We start from the raw sequence: 15,828 nt of genomic DNA on the forward strand, positions 1-15,828 counted from the left end.
CGTGATTGATAATCTGCTTCTGGTAGCGCCTGTTTTTGCCATCGTGGCACTGGGCTGGGTAGCGGCCCGTATAGGATGGTTCACCTCGGCTGCCATTGATGGCGTAGACCGCTTTGTTTTCAATTTAGCCATCTCTCTGCATTCTTGTTTAACACCATCTCTCAAACGGAACTGTCACAAGTGTTGTCGTGGGAGTTGTGGGGCAGCTACTATGGAAGTGCCCTTACAAGCCTGACATTGGGCGCTCTTATCGCGCACTTTATTTTACGCCGCCCGTTGGGAGACAGCGCCATCATCGGCTTTAGCGGCGGGTTCTCTAATCTCGTCTTGTTGGGCTTGCCTATTACCCTAACTTATTTTGGCAACGAAGCACTGTCACCCTTCTTCCTCATTCTCGCAGTTCATAGCATCATTATGTATAGCGTTTCAACCTTTCTGGTTGAAATAGCGCGAGTCAAACGAACCGGAACAACACAAAACACCAACCCCAAAATAATCCGCATTATATGGGCCGGATTACAAGGCATGGTCCGCAATGTTATTATCTTATCTCTGGTGCTAGGCATTATATGGAGCCAGACAGGCTTTGAACTACACGACGTCATAAAAAGTTTTTTGAACTTGTTGGGACGTGCAGGCATCCCCGCCGCTCTCTTCGTTATGGGCGCTATGCTAACTCAATATAAACTCCATCACAGCCTTGGGGCGGCAAGTTTCATATCATTGTTTAAACTTGTGGTACATCCTCTGATAGCTTTTATGCTGGCGCGTTATGTCTTCGCCTTGCCCACTTTGTGGGTTGGCACCATCACTCTCATGGCTTCTATGCTAACGGGGATTTTTACATTCCTCTTAGCCAATCGTTACCCCATGGCACAAGGTGGGGCCTCCAGCGCTATTGGATTCTCAACCCTGCTTAGCATGGTCTCCATTATCATCGTGCTGGGGCTGCTTACCCCGTAATCCAACGCCGGCACGCGCCAAACACCGGACACTCTCAGGTGTCTCACCCCGCTCCCGCAACATGCGAATACCCACATCCCCCGCCTTCTTAGATAGCCGCCGCCCCCGATCATCACGCACCAGCTCGTGATGATAATAATCCGGTTGAGGCAATCCCAACAACTCCTGCAAAATCCGGTGAACACCTGTAGCGGGTAGCAAATCATGACCCCTCGTTATCAGGCTTACCCCTTGCACCGCATCGTCCAGCGTGACACTTAAATGATAACTCGTTGGGAAATCTTTGCGGGCAATGACAACATCACCAATAGTCTCAGCCTGCACCGATATACAACGGCGCCGCTCCCGTCCCTCCACAAACATTAAAGACTCGGCCTTCTCCTCCAACCGCGCCAATGCTTTTTGCATATTGAGACGCCACGCAAATTGACCACCCTCCCACATTAATCCATTACGTTGAGCTGGACTTATATCCCGATATAATCCCGGATAAAACGGTTGGCCATCCGCATCCTTCGGCCACCGCCGCAACCCTCCCGCCGTACTTTCAATGGCAGATCTAATCTCTCCCCGTGTTGCCCAACACGGATAAACAACGTCCATATCCCGTAATTGACGCAAGGCACGCTCATAGTCATCAAAATGCTCCGATTGTCGCCACACCGGCTCCTCCCACCTAAGCCCTAACCAGCGCAAATCTTCGTAAATAGCCTCCTCAAAAACAGTTTTACTCCGGCCCTGATCAATATCCTCGATGCGCAACAAGAAACGGCCCCCAAGACGCTTTGCCTCATCAAACGCTAAACACGCCGACCAGACATGACCTAAATGTAAATATCCATTAGGACTCGGTGCAAAACGAAGGACAGCGGATGACATGAATAAACCCGTTAACTGAAGACATAACCCGCCATCATACACACAAAATACAAAGCAAAGACAAATCCTCCCCCTTTACCTATACTGGTACCGCACCCTTCGTTACGTCATGATACGGACAATACTTAATGAGCACACCTCTTTCAGGCCCTCGCCTCCCGCCCACCGCCTCTGGCCCTCCGGGCCGGTTGGTTATCTTGTGTCATGGTTATGGCGCGGACGGTAATGATTTAATCAGTCTTGGCCCCCACTGGCAAAAACTCATGCCCGACGCCGCTTTTGTAGCCCCCAATGCCCCCCAACCGTGCGCCATGGGAGGCACAGGCTATCAATGGTTTCCCATTACCCGCACCGACCCCACGGAAACGGAGAGAGGTGTTACTGTCGCCACACCCGTTCTGGAGGAATTCATCAAGGCTGAACTCTCTCACTATCAACTCACCCAAGACCGCCTTGCCCTTGTGGGATTTAGTCAGGGAACCATGATGGCTCTCCATATAGGTTTGCGGGGTGATATTAATCCGGCAGCGATTGTTGGTTTTTCCGGTACTCTAACCGGCGGTGAGACGTTGGGTGATACTATCAAATCCCGTCCGCCGGTGTTGCTCGTTCATGGGGATGCGGACAACATGATCCCCCCCACCGCCATGTATAGTGCCGCTCAAACTATGGGGCGGGTTGGTCTCGGGGTTCAATGGCACATTAGTCAAGGCGTAGGACATGGCATTGGCCCTGATGGGCTCTCATTAGCAGGTCATTTTTTGTCAGATGCTTTTGCCGGACGCTTTAAAGGCATGCAATCTGGCGAAGCGGTGCCAGACGCTTAAGAATCATCGGTAGAAAAGCGCTTACGCAACCGTTCATTAAGCGCATCCCGCACCTGCCTATAAGACATGAGAACTTGCTCACGACTTCCGGTAGCAATAGTGGGGTCCATGGTTGGCCAATACTCCACATTCACGGCCATGGTGCGGGTCAACTCAAGAGCCTGATGGTGAGCTTCCGGCGTCAGAGTGAAAATCAAATCAAAAGACGTATCTTGCAAATCGGAAAAACTCTTAGGCCGATGCTTATCCATCTCGATACCAACCTCCCACAAAACTTCTACACAAAAAGAATCCAATTCGCCGGAACGTACACCACAAGAATCAACATAAATTGTCTGACCACACAAATGTTTCATCAACGCTTCAGCCATAGGTGAGCGCACCGCATTATAATTGCAGGCAAATAAAACCGCGCCGGGATTTTCCACCCCTCTATCCCCGAATATGCAAAACGCAAATGAGAGTGAACAAGCGTCGAGAGGTATCAAAATCAACCTCAACCTTGCCGAACAACCGGTCAATGAGCAAGCGGGAGCCTTCATCGTGCAAAGCTCTGCGGCCAACATCAATGGCTTCAATACGCCCGGGTGCTGCTGTGCGAATAGCATCGTAATAGTTTTCGCACACCATAAAGTAATCTTTAATAAGTCTGCGAAATGGTGTAAGAGACAACAAAATGCGCCGAAGAGTATCTCCTTCTTCATGATGACGCACGTCAAAAACAAGACGGTTTTCTTCTATAGAAAGATGTAAACTATAAGGCCCTTCGCCTCCCTCCATTAGGGAAAAATTATTTTCCTCCAACAAATCATAAACAGCGACACGGCGCTCGTGTTCAACCTCCGGCCCACGGCGCACGACCGTTTTTTCGTCCAGCACAATATCAACAATGCAGGACGTGGTGTTCTCATCATTGCCGGACATTACGATGTCCCGTCTTTATTGTTAAGGCGAACGGAAATCGAACGGGCATGAGCCTCCAACCCCTCTGCCTGCGCAAGGCTTATCACCGCCGGTGCAAGAGATGATAAATTCTCTGCCGAACAATGAATGACACTACTACGCTTCATAAAGTCTGTTACGGCTAGCGCCGATGAAAACCGCGCTGCACGCGCCGTAGGCAAAACATGATTGGGACCTGCAATATAATCTCCTACTGCCTCCGGCGTATAGCGGCCTACAAAAATAGCTCCCGCATGGTGAATGTGCTCCAGATAACCTTCCGGCTCTTCAATTGCTAACGATAAATGCTCCGGTGCTAACCGGTTTACCAGTGCGGTACTTTCTGCAAGAGAGCGCACTTGGATAATTGCACCAAAATCACTCCAGCTGGCCTGTGCAATCATGCGGCGTGGCAAAGTTTCTAATTGCGCTGCAACAGCTGCCTCCACAAGGTGTGTAAACGTCTCATCGTCCGTAATGAGAATACTCTGAGCGGTTACATCATGCTCCGCTTGCGCTACCAGGTCAGCGGCAATCCACGCCGGATCATTATGACCATCGGCCACAACCAAGATTTCCGAAGGCCCTGCAATGGAATCAATCCCTACTGCCCCAAACACCTGCCGCTTGGCCTCTGCCACATAGGCATTACCCGGACCGGTAATGACATCAACGGGCGTGATAGTTTCCGTGCCAAATGCTAATGCTGCTATAGCGTGTGCGCCACCAACACGGTATAGTTCATCTATACTGGAAAGGTGCGCGGCTGCCAGCACCAAAGGATTAAGCGTGCCTTGTGGGGCCGGTGTTACCATAATCCGACGATTTACTCCTGCGACCTGTGCCGGGATAGCATTCATGAGCACCGAACTTGGGTAGCTGGCCGTGCCTCCCGGAGCATAAAGACCGGCAGCATCAACCGCTGTCCAGCGTTGCCCTAACTTAACGCCTAACTCATCTACGTGATAATCATCCACCGGACATTGCCTCTCATGGAACGTCCGAATGCGGGTTGCTGCCAAATTCAATGCTTCAAGAGTTGCTGCCTCACATGCTCCGGAGGCCGCTTCTATTTCACGGGAACCTATAACAAGGCCTGAATCCGCTGCCGCTTGTCCATCAAATCGTGCCGTATACTCCAACAACGCCGTATCGCCGCGCTGCCGCACATCGGCAATAATAGCGGCTACCTGTTCTTCAACACGAACTGTTTGTGTTTCCCGCTTGCCCATAAGAGTTGTAAAAGAATCTTCAAAACCCGTGTCTGCAGTGGAAAGACGCTGTACCATGATCTCGTATCCTATTCCTGATGACCGGACGTTTCAGGTGCATCATGGCCGGGAAGCCCCCGGGCGGGCCACGGGCCGCTTAAATCAGCACACGCTGCACTTAACGCATCAACCTTGAGACGCACCTCACCCCCACCGGCAAAAACCAACGTCACAAAACCACCGGGGGCGTTGGTCGTATCAGGCTCAAACCTTATGGTCATCAGTGATAGCACTTCGTCAGGACGATCACGTCGAATACGACGGGCATGCACTTGATTCACATCATCAAAATGAAGGCCGCATCGAACACGCTCGGCACTTGTCTGTGTCTCGCTCCCTGTATGCACTCTCTCCCAGCGCAACCTATTGGCCACCAAAGCAAACCTTCTCATAGTTGCCATATGCCCCATATCGCCCACCTGCAATACGGCATCTTGAAAACAAGCCGCCATTACTTCCAAATCAGCCTGATCATGAGCTATCAACCGTAAGGGGGCATCGCTGTTGTTTTGCGCCGACATCAATTTTGTTTCCTTTCAATAGACGCTCCACAGCGTCCCAGTTTTTCTTCCAGACGTTCAAAGCCACGGTCCAGATGATAAACCTCATTGATAATCGTTTCACCCTTTGCTGCCAATCCTGCAATTACAAGACACACGGAGGCCCGCAAATCTGTTGCAACAACCGGTGCACCAGTTAGGTATTCTACCCCCCGAACGCGGGCCGTCTCTCCCTGTAGAGAAATATCCGCACCTAACCGGATGAGTTCTTGAACATGCATAAAGCGATTTTCAAAAATGGTCTCCGTAATCTCAGAGATCCCGGAAGCACATGTCATCAACGCCATAAATTGTGCCTGAAGATCTGTTGGAAAGCCGGGCCATGGTGCGGTTTGCACATTGACCCCCTGCAAGGACGTATCAGGAGACCTGACGTTAAGCCCATTGGTGGTTTCTTCTATAACCCCACCCGCAGATCTCAACAAAGCAATAGGAGCCTCTAAGGCTCCCGTTTCAACGCCTTGCAGTTCAACCTCACCCCCCGTTACAAGGGCTGCCATGGCGTACGTACCTGCCTCAATGCGGTCCGGCGGGACTTGATGGTGTACGCCCGTAAGCGTTCTGCCTCCGCGAATAACAAGCCGGTCTTCACCGACACCCTCAATCTGTGCACCCATAGCAATAAGACAGTGGGCAAGGTCGACAACTTCAGGTTCACGTGCAGCGTTCTCTAATACTGTCTCGCCTTCCGCCAGAGTAGCGGCCATCATCAACGTATGCGTTACCCCTACCGATACCAACGGCGAGCGAAAAACCGCTCCCTTCAGACCATGAGGTGCTACCGCCTCAACATAACCACCGCTGGTGGTAATCTTCGCACCCATAGTCTCCAGTCCTTTGATGTATAAATCCACGGGCCGGTTGCCAATAGCATCTCCTCCCGGCAACGAAATTCGCGCCTTCCCACATCGGGCGAGCAAAGGCCCCAAAACCCAAAAACTTGCGCGCATTTGTGAAACAAGATCATACGGTGCCTTCAAAGACGTAATACTGTCTGCCTTCAAGCGTACCCTGCGACCCGACTGGCTGGCTACGCTGCTTTCTATCTTCACGCCGTGGTTTTCAAGTAAGCGGGTGAGTGTGGTTGTATCGGTCAGGTCCGGTACATTGTCTAACTCAACTGTACCTTCCGTTAAAAGAGAGGCAATCATCAATGGTAGCGCCGCATTTTTGGCGCCACTTATGGGAATAATTCCATGCAAGGGACTGCCGCCGGTAATCCGGATACAATCTGAAAGTGCCCCCGTCATCAAATCACAGACGAGCCGGAATCCGTTCCGGCATCGCCACTCTTCTTACGGCGGGCTTGCTCCTTACGGCGACGAAGGTTTGCTCTCAACGCTTCTTCAAGCCGCTTCTTACGGGCGTCCTCCTCCGCTTTTTTACTGTTTATGTCGTTATCGCTCATAGATTCAGTATATACCCCCATACTTGCCCGAACATGGTTTTTTCTCGTATGGTCACATTTCAGCGTCACTAATAAGCGCCCACGTAGCTCAGGGGTAGAGCACTCCCTTGGTAAGGGAGAGGTCGCGTGTTCAAATCACGCCGTGGGCACCAGTACGCACCCATATTCTTGTCACCTGGCCTTTTGATATATGACCTCAACCATTCCCCTTAAAACATACCATCATCAGGGGGCTAAAATTATCGTCGGTCTTGATCCTTCTGAGAAGATTCTGACCAGCTGGGGGTTGCCTGTTTCGGCAAATGGCCTTGAGATTTTTTGCGCCCAGTGCGTGGAGGCTCTTACTCTGGTCCCCGCGATTGTAAAATTCCAGGCCGCTTTTTTTGAGCGTTTTGGCAGTCAGGGCGTACACCATCTTGAGACAGCGACCCGCCAGTTTAGAGATAGCGGTATTCCTGTCATTCTAGATGCCAAACGGGGTGATATAGGCTCAACCGTAGAGGCTTACGCCAACGCTTATATCGGTAATGCCGACTTTCCTTTATCAGGGTTAACAGTCAACCCCTATCTTGGTTTTGATGCCCTTAAGCCTTTTTTTGAACGGGCACTGGCACATGAGTTTACTCTTTTTGTTGTAGCACGCTCCTCCAACCCTGAAGGGGATCTCCTGCAAACGGCGGTGACAAATAACGGCGAGAGTGTGGCTGCTCATATCTGCGATAGTATCGCAGCCCTCAATGAGGCCTACGGAGCCCCTATTGCCGGAGCCGTTTTGGGAGCCACCCAACCACAAACCTTTGCGGATTTGGCACGGCGCTTGGATGGTGCACCTATTCTGGCACCGGGCATTGGTGCACAAGGGGCCACTCTTAAAGAATTGCAGGAGATGGCAGGCTCTTATTACCGGCAGACAATTCCGGCGGCTTCCCGCGCTATTCTGAAACATGGTGATACAGCCCAAAACATGGCCCGCGCTATTGACGCTATGAGTGCGGAAGACAGAAATTTGCGCACTTCCTCATGAAGGGTCTTTTTCAAATCGAGGAATATCTTCGTGTATCAAAGCCCAGGAATAGGCTGTTGATGTCCACAGCGTAGCGCTCGGAGTAAGACGTGAGGCATCATCCAGACTGCCTGCTTTAATACCCCAAACATCCGGCATGGCGTGGAGTTTACTAAACAGAGGAGTTCCACATTGGACACAGAACTGTCGGGTTACCTGATTGCCTTTGTCAGAATCAGATGTGTGCCCCCGTACATTATCTTCGCCTGAAGTAATACAAAAAGCCGGTTTGGGCGCAATCACCACTGCCGCCGCATTACCACCGGAGACATATCGGCAATCCCGACAGTGGCATATAAGAAACGCTACCGGTTCTGCATCGCATTCATACCGAACAGCACCGCATAGGCATCCTCCGGAAATAGAATTAGACATTCGCAAGACCTCCTCGACAAAAATTCATAAGAGTTCAAATCATCCTGCCCGTAACAGTCAGGCCCTGTCAATCAGATGAAGAAATGAGCCGGCCACCCTCTCCCTCTTACAACCGGTTGCCTGAGGAGGGCTACTTTCTCCGCAGGGTTTGGTGTAAAAAAGAGAGGAGGCGCCTCGTTCTCCTTCTGCAATGGCATAATGAAACTCATGGGCACGAAAGAGAGTCTCGTAAGCGCCTAACGGACAAGGCTCTGCCAGAGAGACATGACGATACCCCAGCACCTGGCGGTCCGTTTGAAACTTAAACGACACAGGCAACAACCCCGCCATGGCATGACGCTGTCCGTTAGGTTCTTCCAGTCCTTCTCCCAATGCCATATAGCCGCCACACTCACCATAAATAAAGGCACCCCGTCGTGCCGCCTGACACAATCCCTTAAGAAACTGCGCTGCCCCTGCAAGTCTGCCCCCATAAAGTTCCGGATAACCGCCGGGCAAAAATATGGCATCTGCCTGCTCTGAGGGCGCTTCATCTCCAAGGGGTGAAAAAAACGATAATATTGCTCCCTCCGCACTCCAAGCCGAAAACCATGCCGGATACGCAAAAGAAAATGCTTCATCTTGCGCAATGGCAATATGTTGTCCTAAAGGAGGAACAGGCGGTGGTATTTCCTCTGATGAATCAAAACGATCCGGCCTTGCCAATGCTATTACTTCATCAATAGCGCTATGGCGTGCAACATAGTGTGCCGCTCTATCCAGAAATTCATCAAGAGCGTTATGTTCACCCGCCTGTATAAGACCCAGGTGACGATGAGGCAGATGCAACCGGTTATTAACCGGCACCATGCCCAGTACTTTTACTCCCGCTTTATCGGCTCCGGCTTGTAGAAGCTGCCGGTGGATATCGCTTCCAACACGATTAAAAATAACCCCCGCCACGTCAACATCGGAACGAAAACCCAAAAACCCGCTGAGTAGCGCACCGGCGGAAGCCCCCATGCCGCTACCATCTACCACCAACACGACAGGCCAACCGGAAAGAGCTGCCAGGTCCGCTGTAGACCCTGTGCCATCCCGTGCGCCATCAAACAACCCCATTACCCCTTCAACAATAACCAAATCGCTATCCTCATGGAGGGTAGCGGTAACTCCGGCCAGTGTTTCCGGACGCATGGCCCAAGGGTCAAGGCTCAGGCACGGTCTGCCGGCTGCCGCCCCATGAAAAGCGGCGTCAATATAATCCGGCCCTACCTTGGCAGCGACAACAGACGTGCCGAGACGATGCAGATGGCGCAATAAGGCCATCGTCACAACCGTCTTGCCCCCCCCTGAACGAGGAGCCGCTATAATAAGGCCCGGTGGTATCATGCAATCGTCTCTTGCGACTTTCTCCGCACATTCTTGTCTATGGGACTATACTATCATTCATGATGGCGCGACACGCAGACAAACAGACAACATCTCTGCGATATGGATGGACAACCGGAGCATGTGCTACCGCTGCTGCCCGGGCCGCCGTTACCGCCTTGATGACGGGTGAGTTTCCCGACCCTGTCACCATACGCTTGCCCCGTGGTAAAACACCTGCCTTTGCTTTAGCTCATGAGAAACAAGGTGCTGGATTTGCCGAAGCGGGGATTGTGAAAGACGCCGGTGATGATCCGGATGTCACCCATCAGGCTCTTGTGATAGCACGGGTGAGGCGAGGGGTGGCAGGGAGCGGTGTTACCTTTCGTGCGGGCAAGGGTGTGGGGGTTGTAACCCGCCCGGGTTTACCTCTTGAGGTAGGGGAGGCGGCCATCAATCCGGCCCCCCGTGCCATGATACGCGAGGCCGTCATAGAAACTGCTACTGCTCATGGAGAGGCGGGTGATGTCATTGTGGAAATTGCCATTCCCGACGGTGAAAAGTTAGCGCGGCATACGTGGAATCCGCGTCTTGGCATAATCGGCGGGTTATCCGTGTTGGGGGTAACGGGAATTGTGGTGCCTTATTCGTGTGCGGCATGGATTGATGCCATTCACCGGGGCATTGATGTAGCGCGGGCAGCAGATATTCACCATGTGGCCGGATGCGCCGGTGATATATCGGAGCAAGCGGTACGGGAGTTTTATGATTTACCCGAGGTGGCTTTGTTGGATATGGGCGATTTCGCTGGTGGGCTGTTGAAATATCTGCGTCGCAACCCTTTGCCGTGGCTGACTATAGGTGGTGGGTTTGCGAAAATATCCAAACTGGCAGCTGGTCGCCTTGATTTGCATTCGGGTCGTAGCACGGTAGATTTTGATTTTCTGGCGGGCATAGCGCATGACCTGAATATGCCGGACGAACAGCGTACCCGCATCCAAAACGGCACCAGTGCCGGTGAGGTGTTATTAGCGGCCGGAGACCATAGCGCCGCCCTTGCTCACGAGGTAGCCGTTCAGGCTCAGACAAAGGCGATGCACGTGTTAGACAAAACCAATGCACCCATTCGGTTAGACGTTATGATTGTCAACAGGCAGGGCGATATTATAGCTCATGCCCTGCCGCATCCAACATCTGTGCAATGAAAATGAATAAGGTTGGGAGTAAAGGTGGAGATATTCCCCTGCTCATTTTGGGGGGGTCGTCAGAAGCCATCACTTTGGCCCGTACCCTGAACAGTCATTGTGACTTTAGAAATAAATTTCATATTATCACGTCTCTTGCCGGACGCACCGGCGCCCCTCGTCATCCTCCCGGTATGGTGCGCATCGGTGGTTTTGGAGGTGTTCACGGGCTGGCGCGTTTTTTGCGTGAAGAAAATATCACTCTGATGGTAGATGCCACTCATCCTTACGCCTGCCGGATTTCACGCAACGGAGCTGTGGCGTGTCGCTTGTGCCATATTTCCCGTCTTCATTTACAGCGGCCTCCCTGGCAACAGGTAACAGGTGATGCATGGCAACGTGTTCCCACCATGGTTGCCGCTGCCGATACGTTACCCTCCGGAGCGCGGGCCTTTCTTGCTATTGGCCGGCAAGAGATAAAAGCCTTTGCCGGACGAGATGATATTGACCTCATGGTGCGCACGGTCGATCCTCTTGGTGTTTCACACCTTACCCCCCGGTGTACCTTTATTACCGGGCGCGGTCCTTTTTGTGTGGCAGACGAACAGGCTCTTCTGGAGGCCCACAACATTACGCACCTTGTGTGCCGCAATAGTGGCGGGGCCGGCTCTTATGCCAAACTGGAAGCCGCCCGTACTCTGGGCATTCCGGTCATTATGGTTGATCGCCCGCCGCCGCCGCCCAGCCCACGTATAGCTTCCGTGGAAGATGCTCTGAGGTGCATTCGCCGGTTGGTAGCCTGAGCGTATAAATTGGGGAGCAATTCAAATTAAGGGGTGTTTTTGATACCATTATACGATAGTGCCCAAAACTCATAATTTTCCTTAGCTCTTTCTTTCTCTGTATTCGTTTGGATGCTATCGTGACAGATATGGCAGTTATCATTAGGAAGCGGAACATAAGGAAAGGGAATACGGCATGGGAACAAAAGCGAGTGTTTTTCTGGGGTGTCTGTTTTTATTGTTTGTTCTTATATACTTCTTTCAAGTGCAAGATGATCGAGATGATAATGTGTTGCTGGATGCAATGTTTTGGCATACGGCTACGGTGGTGGATGTAGAGGCCTTTCTCAAAGGGGGAATGAATGTCAACGCTCGTGATGAGGATGGAGAAAGGTCTCTGCACGGAGCGGCAGCGTTTAACTAAATACCGGCGGTGGTGAAATTGCTACTGGACGATGGAGCAGTAGGGGCCCGTGATAAGAATGGATTTACGCCCCTGCATCATGCGGCGGCCAAAAGCGAAACACCGGCGGTGGTGGAATTACTACTGGACCATGGGGCCAATATAGAGGCCCGCAGTAAGGATGGCTTTACATCCCTGCACGGGGCTGCAACGATTAGCAAAACACCGACGGTGGCGGAAGTGTTACTGAACCGTGGTGCCGATGGAGCGGTTCAGGATAAACATGGAAAAACACCTTTTTTCTACGCCCAAGTTAATGAGGCTCTCAAAAACACTAAAACGTATCAGTGCTTGGAAGAGGCTCAATATTGATAAGATGCACCGTAAGGATGGGGCATGAGTAAAGAAGGCCAGTGTGGGATTTTATACTATCTTGATCTCTTGTCTTAATAGTGGCCTCTATTTTATCCCTTCACGAAGCGGTGCGGGCGCAACAGATGGACATGATCCGACGCATAAAGACGACTATCGTCAAACTCATCCGGTGATAGAACCCGCCCTACCAAAATAAGCGCCGTACGCGTTATCTTCGCCGCCCGCACCTGGGAGCGTATCGTATCTAACTGCCCCCACAAAATTTGTTGATCCGGCCATCCTACCCGATAGACAACCGCTACCGGACAATCCGCCCCATAATAAGGTGTTAACTCCCGCACAACTTTTTCAAGGGTGCGCACTGACAAATGAAGCGCCAGCGTCGCCCCGCTTTGCCCAAACACGGATAACGTCTCTCCGTTCGGCATAGGAGAAGCCTTCCCTTCAACCCTCGTTAAAATAACGCTCTGGCTGATACCGGGCAGTGTCAACTCCCGCCCCAACTCCGCCGCCGCCGCCGTGTACGCCGGAACCCCGGGCGTTACATCATAAGGAATATCCAACACTCTCAACCGGCGCATCTGCTCGCCAATTGCTCCATAAAGGGACGGATCTCCAGAATGAAGCCGCACAACATCATGACCGGCCTCGTGGGCCGTGACCATCTCTGCAATAATCTCATCCAACGTCAGGGAAGCCGTATCCACTACCCGCGCACCCTTAGGTGCCAGAGCCACAATGGCAGGCGGTACGAGAGAACCTGCATATAACAAAACCGATGCACCGGTTACCATATTCTGTCCCCGCACAGTTATAAGATCTACCGCTCCCGGTCCGGCTCCGATAAAATGCACCGTCATCCAAATCTACCCTGCCTTATCATGATGCCCCATGATACCCTCGTGGTGTGTAAACCCAGGGTTTATCGGAATCACGCCGTTCTACAAGACGGGTTTGGGAGGCTCCCACCAGTGCGACACTCACCATATTCAACATAGAAGCCTCGAGCATATCCAATCTCACAACATTATATTTTTCTCCTGTGCGGCCCAAATTATTTCCGATGACAACCGGTGTTTCAGGCGTGCGGTATTTTCTGAAAATATCCAGCGCATTTTCAAGAGGAGACAGCCGGGTTTTTGAAACCGGATTGTAAAGAGCCACGGCGAAGTCTGCCGAAGCTGCCGCTTCAAGACGGCGTTCAATAACCGGCCACGGTGTCAGCAGGTCAGACAGAGATATGACAACAAAATCATGGCCCAGTGGCGCTCCTGCCCGGGCCGCCGCCGCCTGAAACGCTGATATCCCAGGCATAATGTGCACGGCGCATTGCCTCCAGATAGACGAGGTGCCTGTTTGTTCCGCTCTGTCCAACTCTTCAAACACCAACGCCGCCATAGCATAAATGCCCGGGTCACCGGAGCACACAAGAGCGACCTGCCGCCCCGAAGCTGCCAAATCAAGGGCATGACGCACTCGTGCGACCTCTTCACCCAGTTCGTAGTGATGAAGGTTCTGGCTCTCTGAAAAAGACCCTGCCATATCAATGTATTTTCTGTATCCTACAATATCTTGCGCTTGCTGGAGAACCTCCTGTGCCTCCGGTGTGCGCCACGAAAGTGCTCCCGGCCCCAGACCAACAACAGACAAGACTCCGCGCTTGCGTCCTGCCAAGGGGGCAGCAGCATAATCTCCGACAAGAGGGTAAAGCCCACTGGCTACTGCACACGTTATTTGGCCCTTAACATTTTTCGGAGCCACTAAAACGGCTCCCTCTCCTACGGCGGCAAGAGCTGCGGCCTCTGAGACTCCATGACACCCCACCACGTCATATACGCTCTGCGAAGGGTTCAGCAATTGGGGTGTCAAGGCTTCGAGAGTTGGTGAATCAAAAAATCTCGTCTCTACATTAAACGCAGCAGCGGTTTCATGGACAGCCGCCTCATCAATCTTAACTTCAAGAGAGGCTATCACCGCCACAGACTCAGGCGCCAAATTATGCTCCGCTAATGTCTCGTGAGCTAATGCAATCATATCGGCCCCTGTAACTCCCCTCTCACATCCAACGCCTAAGGCTAAACATTGCTCATAATAAACAAGTTTATTCGGTGTACTGATTTCAACCTCATGAGTTACCCGTACCACATGACGGGCGGTTTCATGACGTGGCAAGGACGCGCCATCAAGCCATGGTGCCTTACCTTCTACGCGAATCGACTCTCCATTCAGCACATCGGCCATAAAGCAGGTAACCTTATCCGGTTGGGCCAGCACAAACCCCTTTGGGGGTGCATCAAAAGTAATCCCAAAACGAACATCACCGGCTGTGGTTAGAGTTGGTGCCACACCAAGACAATCACTGGCGGTCACCGCTAAGCGATTGCCTCCCCGATGCCCCCCCAATAGAGGAACCACCGCACTGCCATCTTCTGCAATTGCTAAAACCGGGGGCTCTTTATGCTTATTCTTCAGCACACCCGCTAAGCTGCGAATAAGAATACCCGTTGCACACAAACCAATAATCGGCCGCCCTCCTATAAAAAGTTTACGTATGTGAGAAGCAACATCGTCAAACAGATAATCTGCCTCGTGAACCCGGCTTCTCAATCCATGAACTTCTACACTGGTCCATGCCGTGCGCAACTTGCTGGCGCATTGCGCTCCGACGCCATTCAAAACCACAATAACCGGTGGTTTATCGCTCATGGTCACCTCTTCTCCCTGTGCCATACGCCGTGATGGTGGCGCACCAGCGCCATAGAGAAATATGGCGCTTCTTTTTCCGTAACCTCGGCCAAGGGGGCCAATCGCTCGTCAGCCATACCTACCCGTTCTGCATAAAAAGCGTTGTCCATAAGGCTCATCCGAGCCAAAAGAGTGCGCACTCTATCCAAATGACGACCCAGTTTGACAATGGCACAGGCCTCAACGCTCTCAATGCGGATGCGCAATGTTTCATCCTCCAGAGGAGCAGGGATAACGCTCAACACATCATTGCGTGAAACAAGAGCCATACCCAACGCTGCCGTACACGCCTGCACCGATGAAACCCCCGGCACAACTGTTACAGGATAGCGCTCTGCCATACGTTCGAACAAATACATAAATGAACCATAAAAAAACGGATCACCCTGACACAAAAATGCCACGTCCCGGCCATCATCAAGATGTGTACTGATGCGACGTTGAGCTTCATCATAAATATCTTGCACCGGAAATCTATCTGCAGAAATAGGCATGATCACGCTGATTTCTTCAAGCAGGTCAATGCCCTCCAGATGAGGACCGGCCAAACGTCGTACGAGGCTCTCGCCACCCTTCGGCGCAGGCCACGCCAAAACGGAAACCGAGCGCAACAAATGATACGCCTTCAACGTAATCAACTCCGGATCGCCTGGACCTATGCCCAACCCATAAAGTGTGCCTTTTAAGTTTCGACTCATGGG

20 protein-coding genes and 1 tRNA gene are annotated in these 15,828 nt (G+C 52.0%); 9 read left to right on the forward strand and 12 right to left on the reverse strand.

Features of this window, described 5'->3' with window-relative positions; all coding sequences use genetic code 11:
- Position 1: 1 nt before the first annotated feature.
- A complete protein-coding gene (locus V6Z81_00560; GenBank protein MEG9860989.1) occupies positions 2-235 on the forward strand; it encodes a hypothetical protein in 234 nt (77 codons plus the stop codon).
- Positions 181-963: an AEC family transporter gene (locus V6Z81_00565; protein ID MEG9860990.1), complete on the forward strand. Its 783-nt coding sequence runs from the start codon at positions 181-183 to the stop codon at positions 961-963. The genes V6Z81_00560 and V6Z81_00565 overlap by 55 nt, the downstream gene beginning before the upstream one ends.
- On the opposite strand, the gene gluQRS is transcribed toward V6Z81_00565, so the two are convergent.
- Positions 907-1,842: a tRNA glutamyl-Q(34) synthetase GluQRS gene (gluQRS, locus tag V6Z81_00570; protein MEG9860991.1), complete on the reverse strand. Its 936-nt coding sequence runs from the start codon at positions 1,840-1,842 to the stop codon at positions 907-909. The two genes, V6Z81_00565 and gluQRS, sit on opposite strands and share 57 nt — an antisense overlap.
- A gap of 128 nt (positions 1,843-1,970) precedes the next feature.
- On the opposite strand from gluQRS, the gene V6Z81_00575 reads away from it, so the two are divergent.
- A complete protein-coding gene (locus V6Z81_00575; GenBank protein MEG9860992.1) occupies positions 1,971-2,669 on the forward strand; it encodes a dienelactone hydrolase family protein in 699 nt (232 codons plus the stop codon).
- On the opposite strand, the gene V6Z81_00580 is transcribed toward V6Z81_00575, so the two are convergent.
- The 6 genes from V6Z81_00580 to V6Z81_00605 are packed head-to-tail and all read right to left on the reverse strand — an operon-like array spanning position 2,666 to position 6,850.
- Positions 2,666-3,097 carry a low molecular weight phosphatase family protein gene (locus tag V6Z81_00580; GenBank protein MEG9860993.1) on the reverse strand — a complete coding sequence of 144 codons (432 nt, stop codon included), beginning with the start codon at positions 3,095-3,097 and terminating at the stop codon, positions 2,666-2,668. The two genes, V6Z81_00575 and V6Z81_00580, sit on opposite strands and share 4 nt — an antisense overlap.
- A 4-nt stretch (positions 3,098-3,101) precedes the next feature.
- Complete coding sequence (locus V6Z81_00585; GenBank protein MEG9860994.1) at positions 3,102-3,593, reverse strand: UPF0262 family protein; 492 nt, start codon at positions 3,591-3,593, stop codon at positions 3,102-3,104.
- Positions 3,593-4,900: a histidinol dehydrogenase gene (gene hisD / locus V6Z81_00590; GenBank protein MEG9860995.1), complete on the reverse strand. Its 1,308-nt coding sequence runs from the start codon at positions 4,898-4,900 to the stop codon at positions 3,593-3,595. Before hisD ends, V6Z81_00585 begins: the two co-directional genes overlap by 1 nt.
- Before the next feature lie 11 nt (positions 4,901-4,911).
- A complete protein-coding gene (locus V6Z81_00595; GenBank protein MEG9860996.1) occupies positions 4,912-5,403 on the reverse strand; it encodes a DUF2948 family protein in 492 nt (163 codons plus the stop codon).
- Entirely contained in the window at positions 5,403-6,692 is a 1,290-nt protein-coding gene (gene murA, locus V6Z81_00600; protein ID MEG9860997.1) for a UDP-N-acetylglucosamine 1-carboxyvinyltransferase, read from the reverse strand. The genes V6Z81_00595 and murA overlap by 1 nt, the downstream gene beginning before the upstream one ends.
- Entirely contained in the window at positions 6,692-6,850 is a 159-nt protein-coding gene (locus V6Z81_00605; protein MEG9860998.1) for a hypothetical protein, read from the reverse strand. The genes murA and V6Z81_00605 overlap by 1 nt, the downstream gene beginning before the upstream one ends.
- A 77-nt stretch (positions 6,851-6,927) precedes the next feature.
- Between V6Z81_00605 and V6Z81_00610 the strand changes: the two genes are divergently transcribed.
- Both V6Z81_00610 and pyrF read left to right on the forward strand, forming a co-directional pair.
- A tRNA-Thr gene (locus tag V6Z81_00610) sits at positions 6,928-7,002 on the forward strand.
- A 38-nt stretch (positions 7,003-7,040) separates the two neighbouring features.
- On the forward strand, positions 7,041-7,874 hold the full coding sequence (gene pyrF, locus V6Z81_00615; GenBank protein MEG9860999.1) for an orotidine-5'-phosphate decarboxylase: 834 nt from the start codon (positions 7,041-7,043) through the stop codon (positions 7,872-7,874).
- Here pyrF and V6Z81_00620 read toward each other — a convergent pair.
- Positions 7,869-8,288 carry a GFA family protein gene (locus V6Z81_00620; protein ID MEG9861000.1) on the reverse strand — a complete coding sequence of 140 codons (420 nt, stop codon included), beginning with the start codon at positions 8,286-8,288 and terminating at the stop codon, positions 7,869-7,871. The two genes, pyrF and V6Z81_00620, sit on opposite strands and share 6 nt — an antisense overlap.
- 57 nt (positions 8,289-8,345) lie before the next feature.
- Positions 8,346-9,659 carry a cobyrinate a,c-diamide synthase gene (locus V6Z81_00625; protein MEG9861001.1) on the reverse strand — a complete coding sequence of 438 codons (1,314 nt, stop codon included), beginning with the start codon at positions 9,657-9,659 and terminating at the stop codon, positions 8,346-8,348.
- 59 nt (positions 9,660-9,718) lie between these two features.
- Here V6Z81_00625 and V6Z81_00630 point away from each other — a divergent pair, with 59 nt between their 5' ends.
- From V6Z81_00630 to V6Z81_00645, 4 genes are all read left to right on the forward strand, one after another.
- Positions 9,719-10,843: a cobalt-precorrin-5B (C(1))-methyltransferase gene (locus V6Z81_00630; protein ID MEG9861002.1), complete on the forward strand. Its 1,125-nt coding sequence runs from the start codon at positions 9,719-9,721 to the stop codon at positions 10,841-10,843.
- Between the two features lie 2 nt (positions 10,844-10,845).
- Positions 10,846-11,625: a cobalt-precorrin-6A reductase gene (locus tag V6Z81_00635; GenBank protein MEG9861003.1), complete on the forward strand. Its 780-nt coding sequence runs from the start codon at positions 10,846-10,848 to the stop codon at positions 11,623-11,625.
- Between the two features lie 175 nt (positions 11,626-11,800).
- Positions 11,801-12,028 carry a hypothetical protein gene (locus tag V6Z81_00640; protein MEG9861004.1) on the forward strand — a complete coding sequence of 76 codons (228 nt, stop codon included), beginning with the start codon at positions 11,801-11,803 and terminating at the stop codon, positions 12,026-12,028.
- 12 nt (positions 12,029-12,040) lie between these two features.
- A complete protein-coding gene (locus tag V6Z81_00645) occupies positions 12,041-12,379 on the forward strand; it encodes an ankyrin repeat domain-containing protein (protein ID MEG9861005.1) in 339 nt (112 codons plus the stop codon).
- Positions 12,380-12,471: 92 nt separating this feature from the next.
- Here the strand turns inward: V6Z81_00645 and cobM are convergent, their stop codons facing one another.
- Genes cobM through cobI form a run of 3 tightly spaced genes read right to left on the reverse strand, consistent with a single transcriptional unit; the run spans position 12,472 to position 15,825 of the window.
- A complete protein-coding gene (gene cobM, locus V6Z81_00650; GenBank protein ID MEG9861006.1) occupies positions 12,472-13,242 on the reverse strand; it encodes a precorrin-4 C(11)-methyltransferase in 771 nt (256 codons plus the stop codon).
- Between the two features lie 19 nt (positions 13,243-13,261).
- Positions 13,262-15,088: a precorrin-3B C(17)-methyltransferase gene (gene cobJ / locus V6Z81_00655; protein MEG9861007.1), complete on the reverse strand. Its 1,827-nt coding sequence runs from the start codon at positions 15,086-15,088 to the stop codon at positions 13,262-13,264.
- Positions 15,089-15,090: 2 nt separating this feature from the next.
- Complete coding sequence (cobI, locus tag V6Z81_00660; GenBank protein MEG9861008.1) at positions 15,091-15,825, reverse strand: precorrin-2 C(20)-methyltransferase; 735 nt, start codon at positions 15,823-15,825, stop codon at positions 15,091-15,093.
- Positions 15,826-15,828: the final 3 nt, after the last annotated feature.

It is taken from the genome of Parvularculales bacterium (genome assembly GCA_036881865.1).
Classification (GTDB): Bacteria; Pseudomonadota; Alphaproteobacteria; order JAPOUT01; family JBAJNM01; genus JBAJNM01.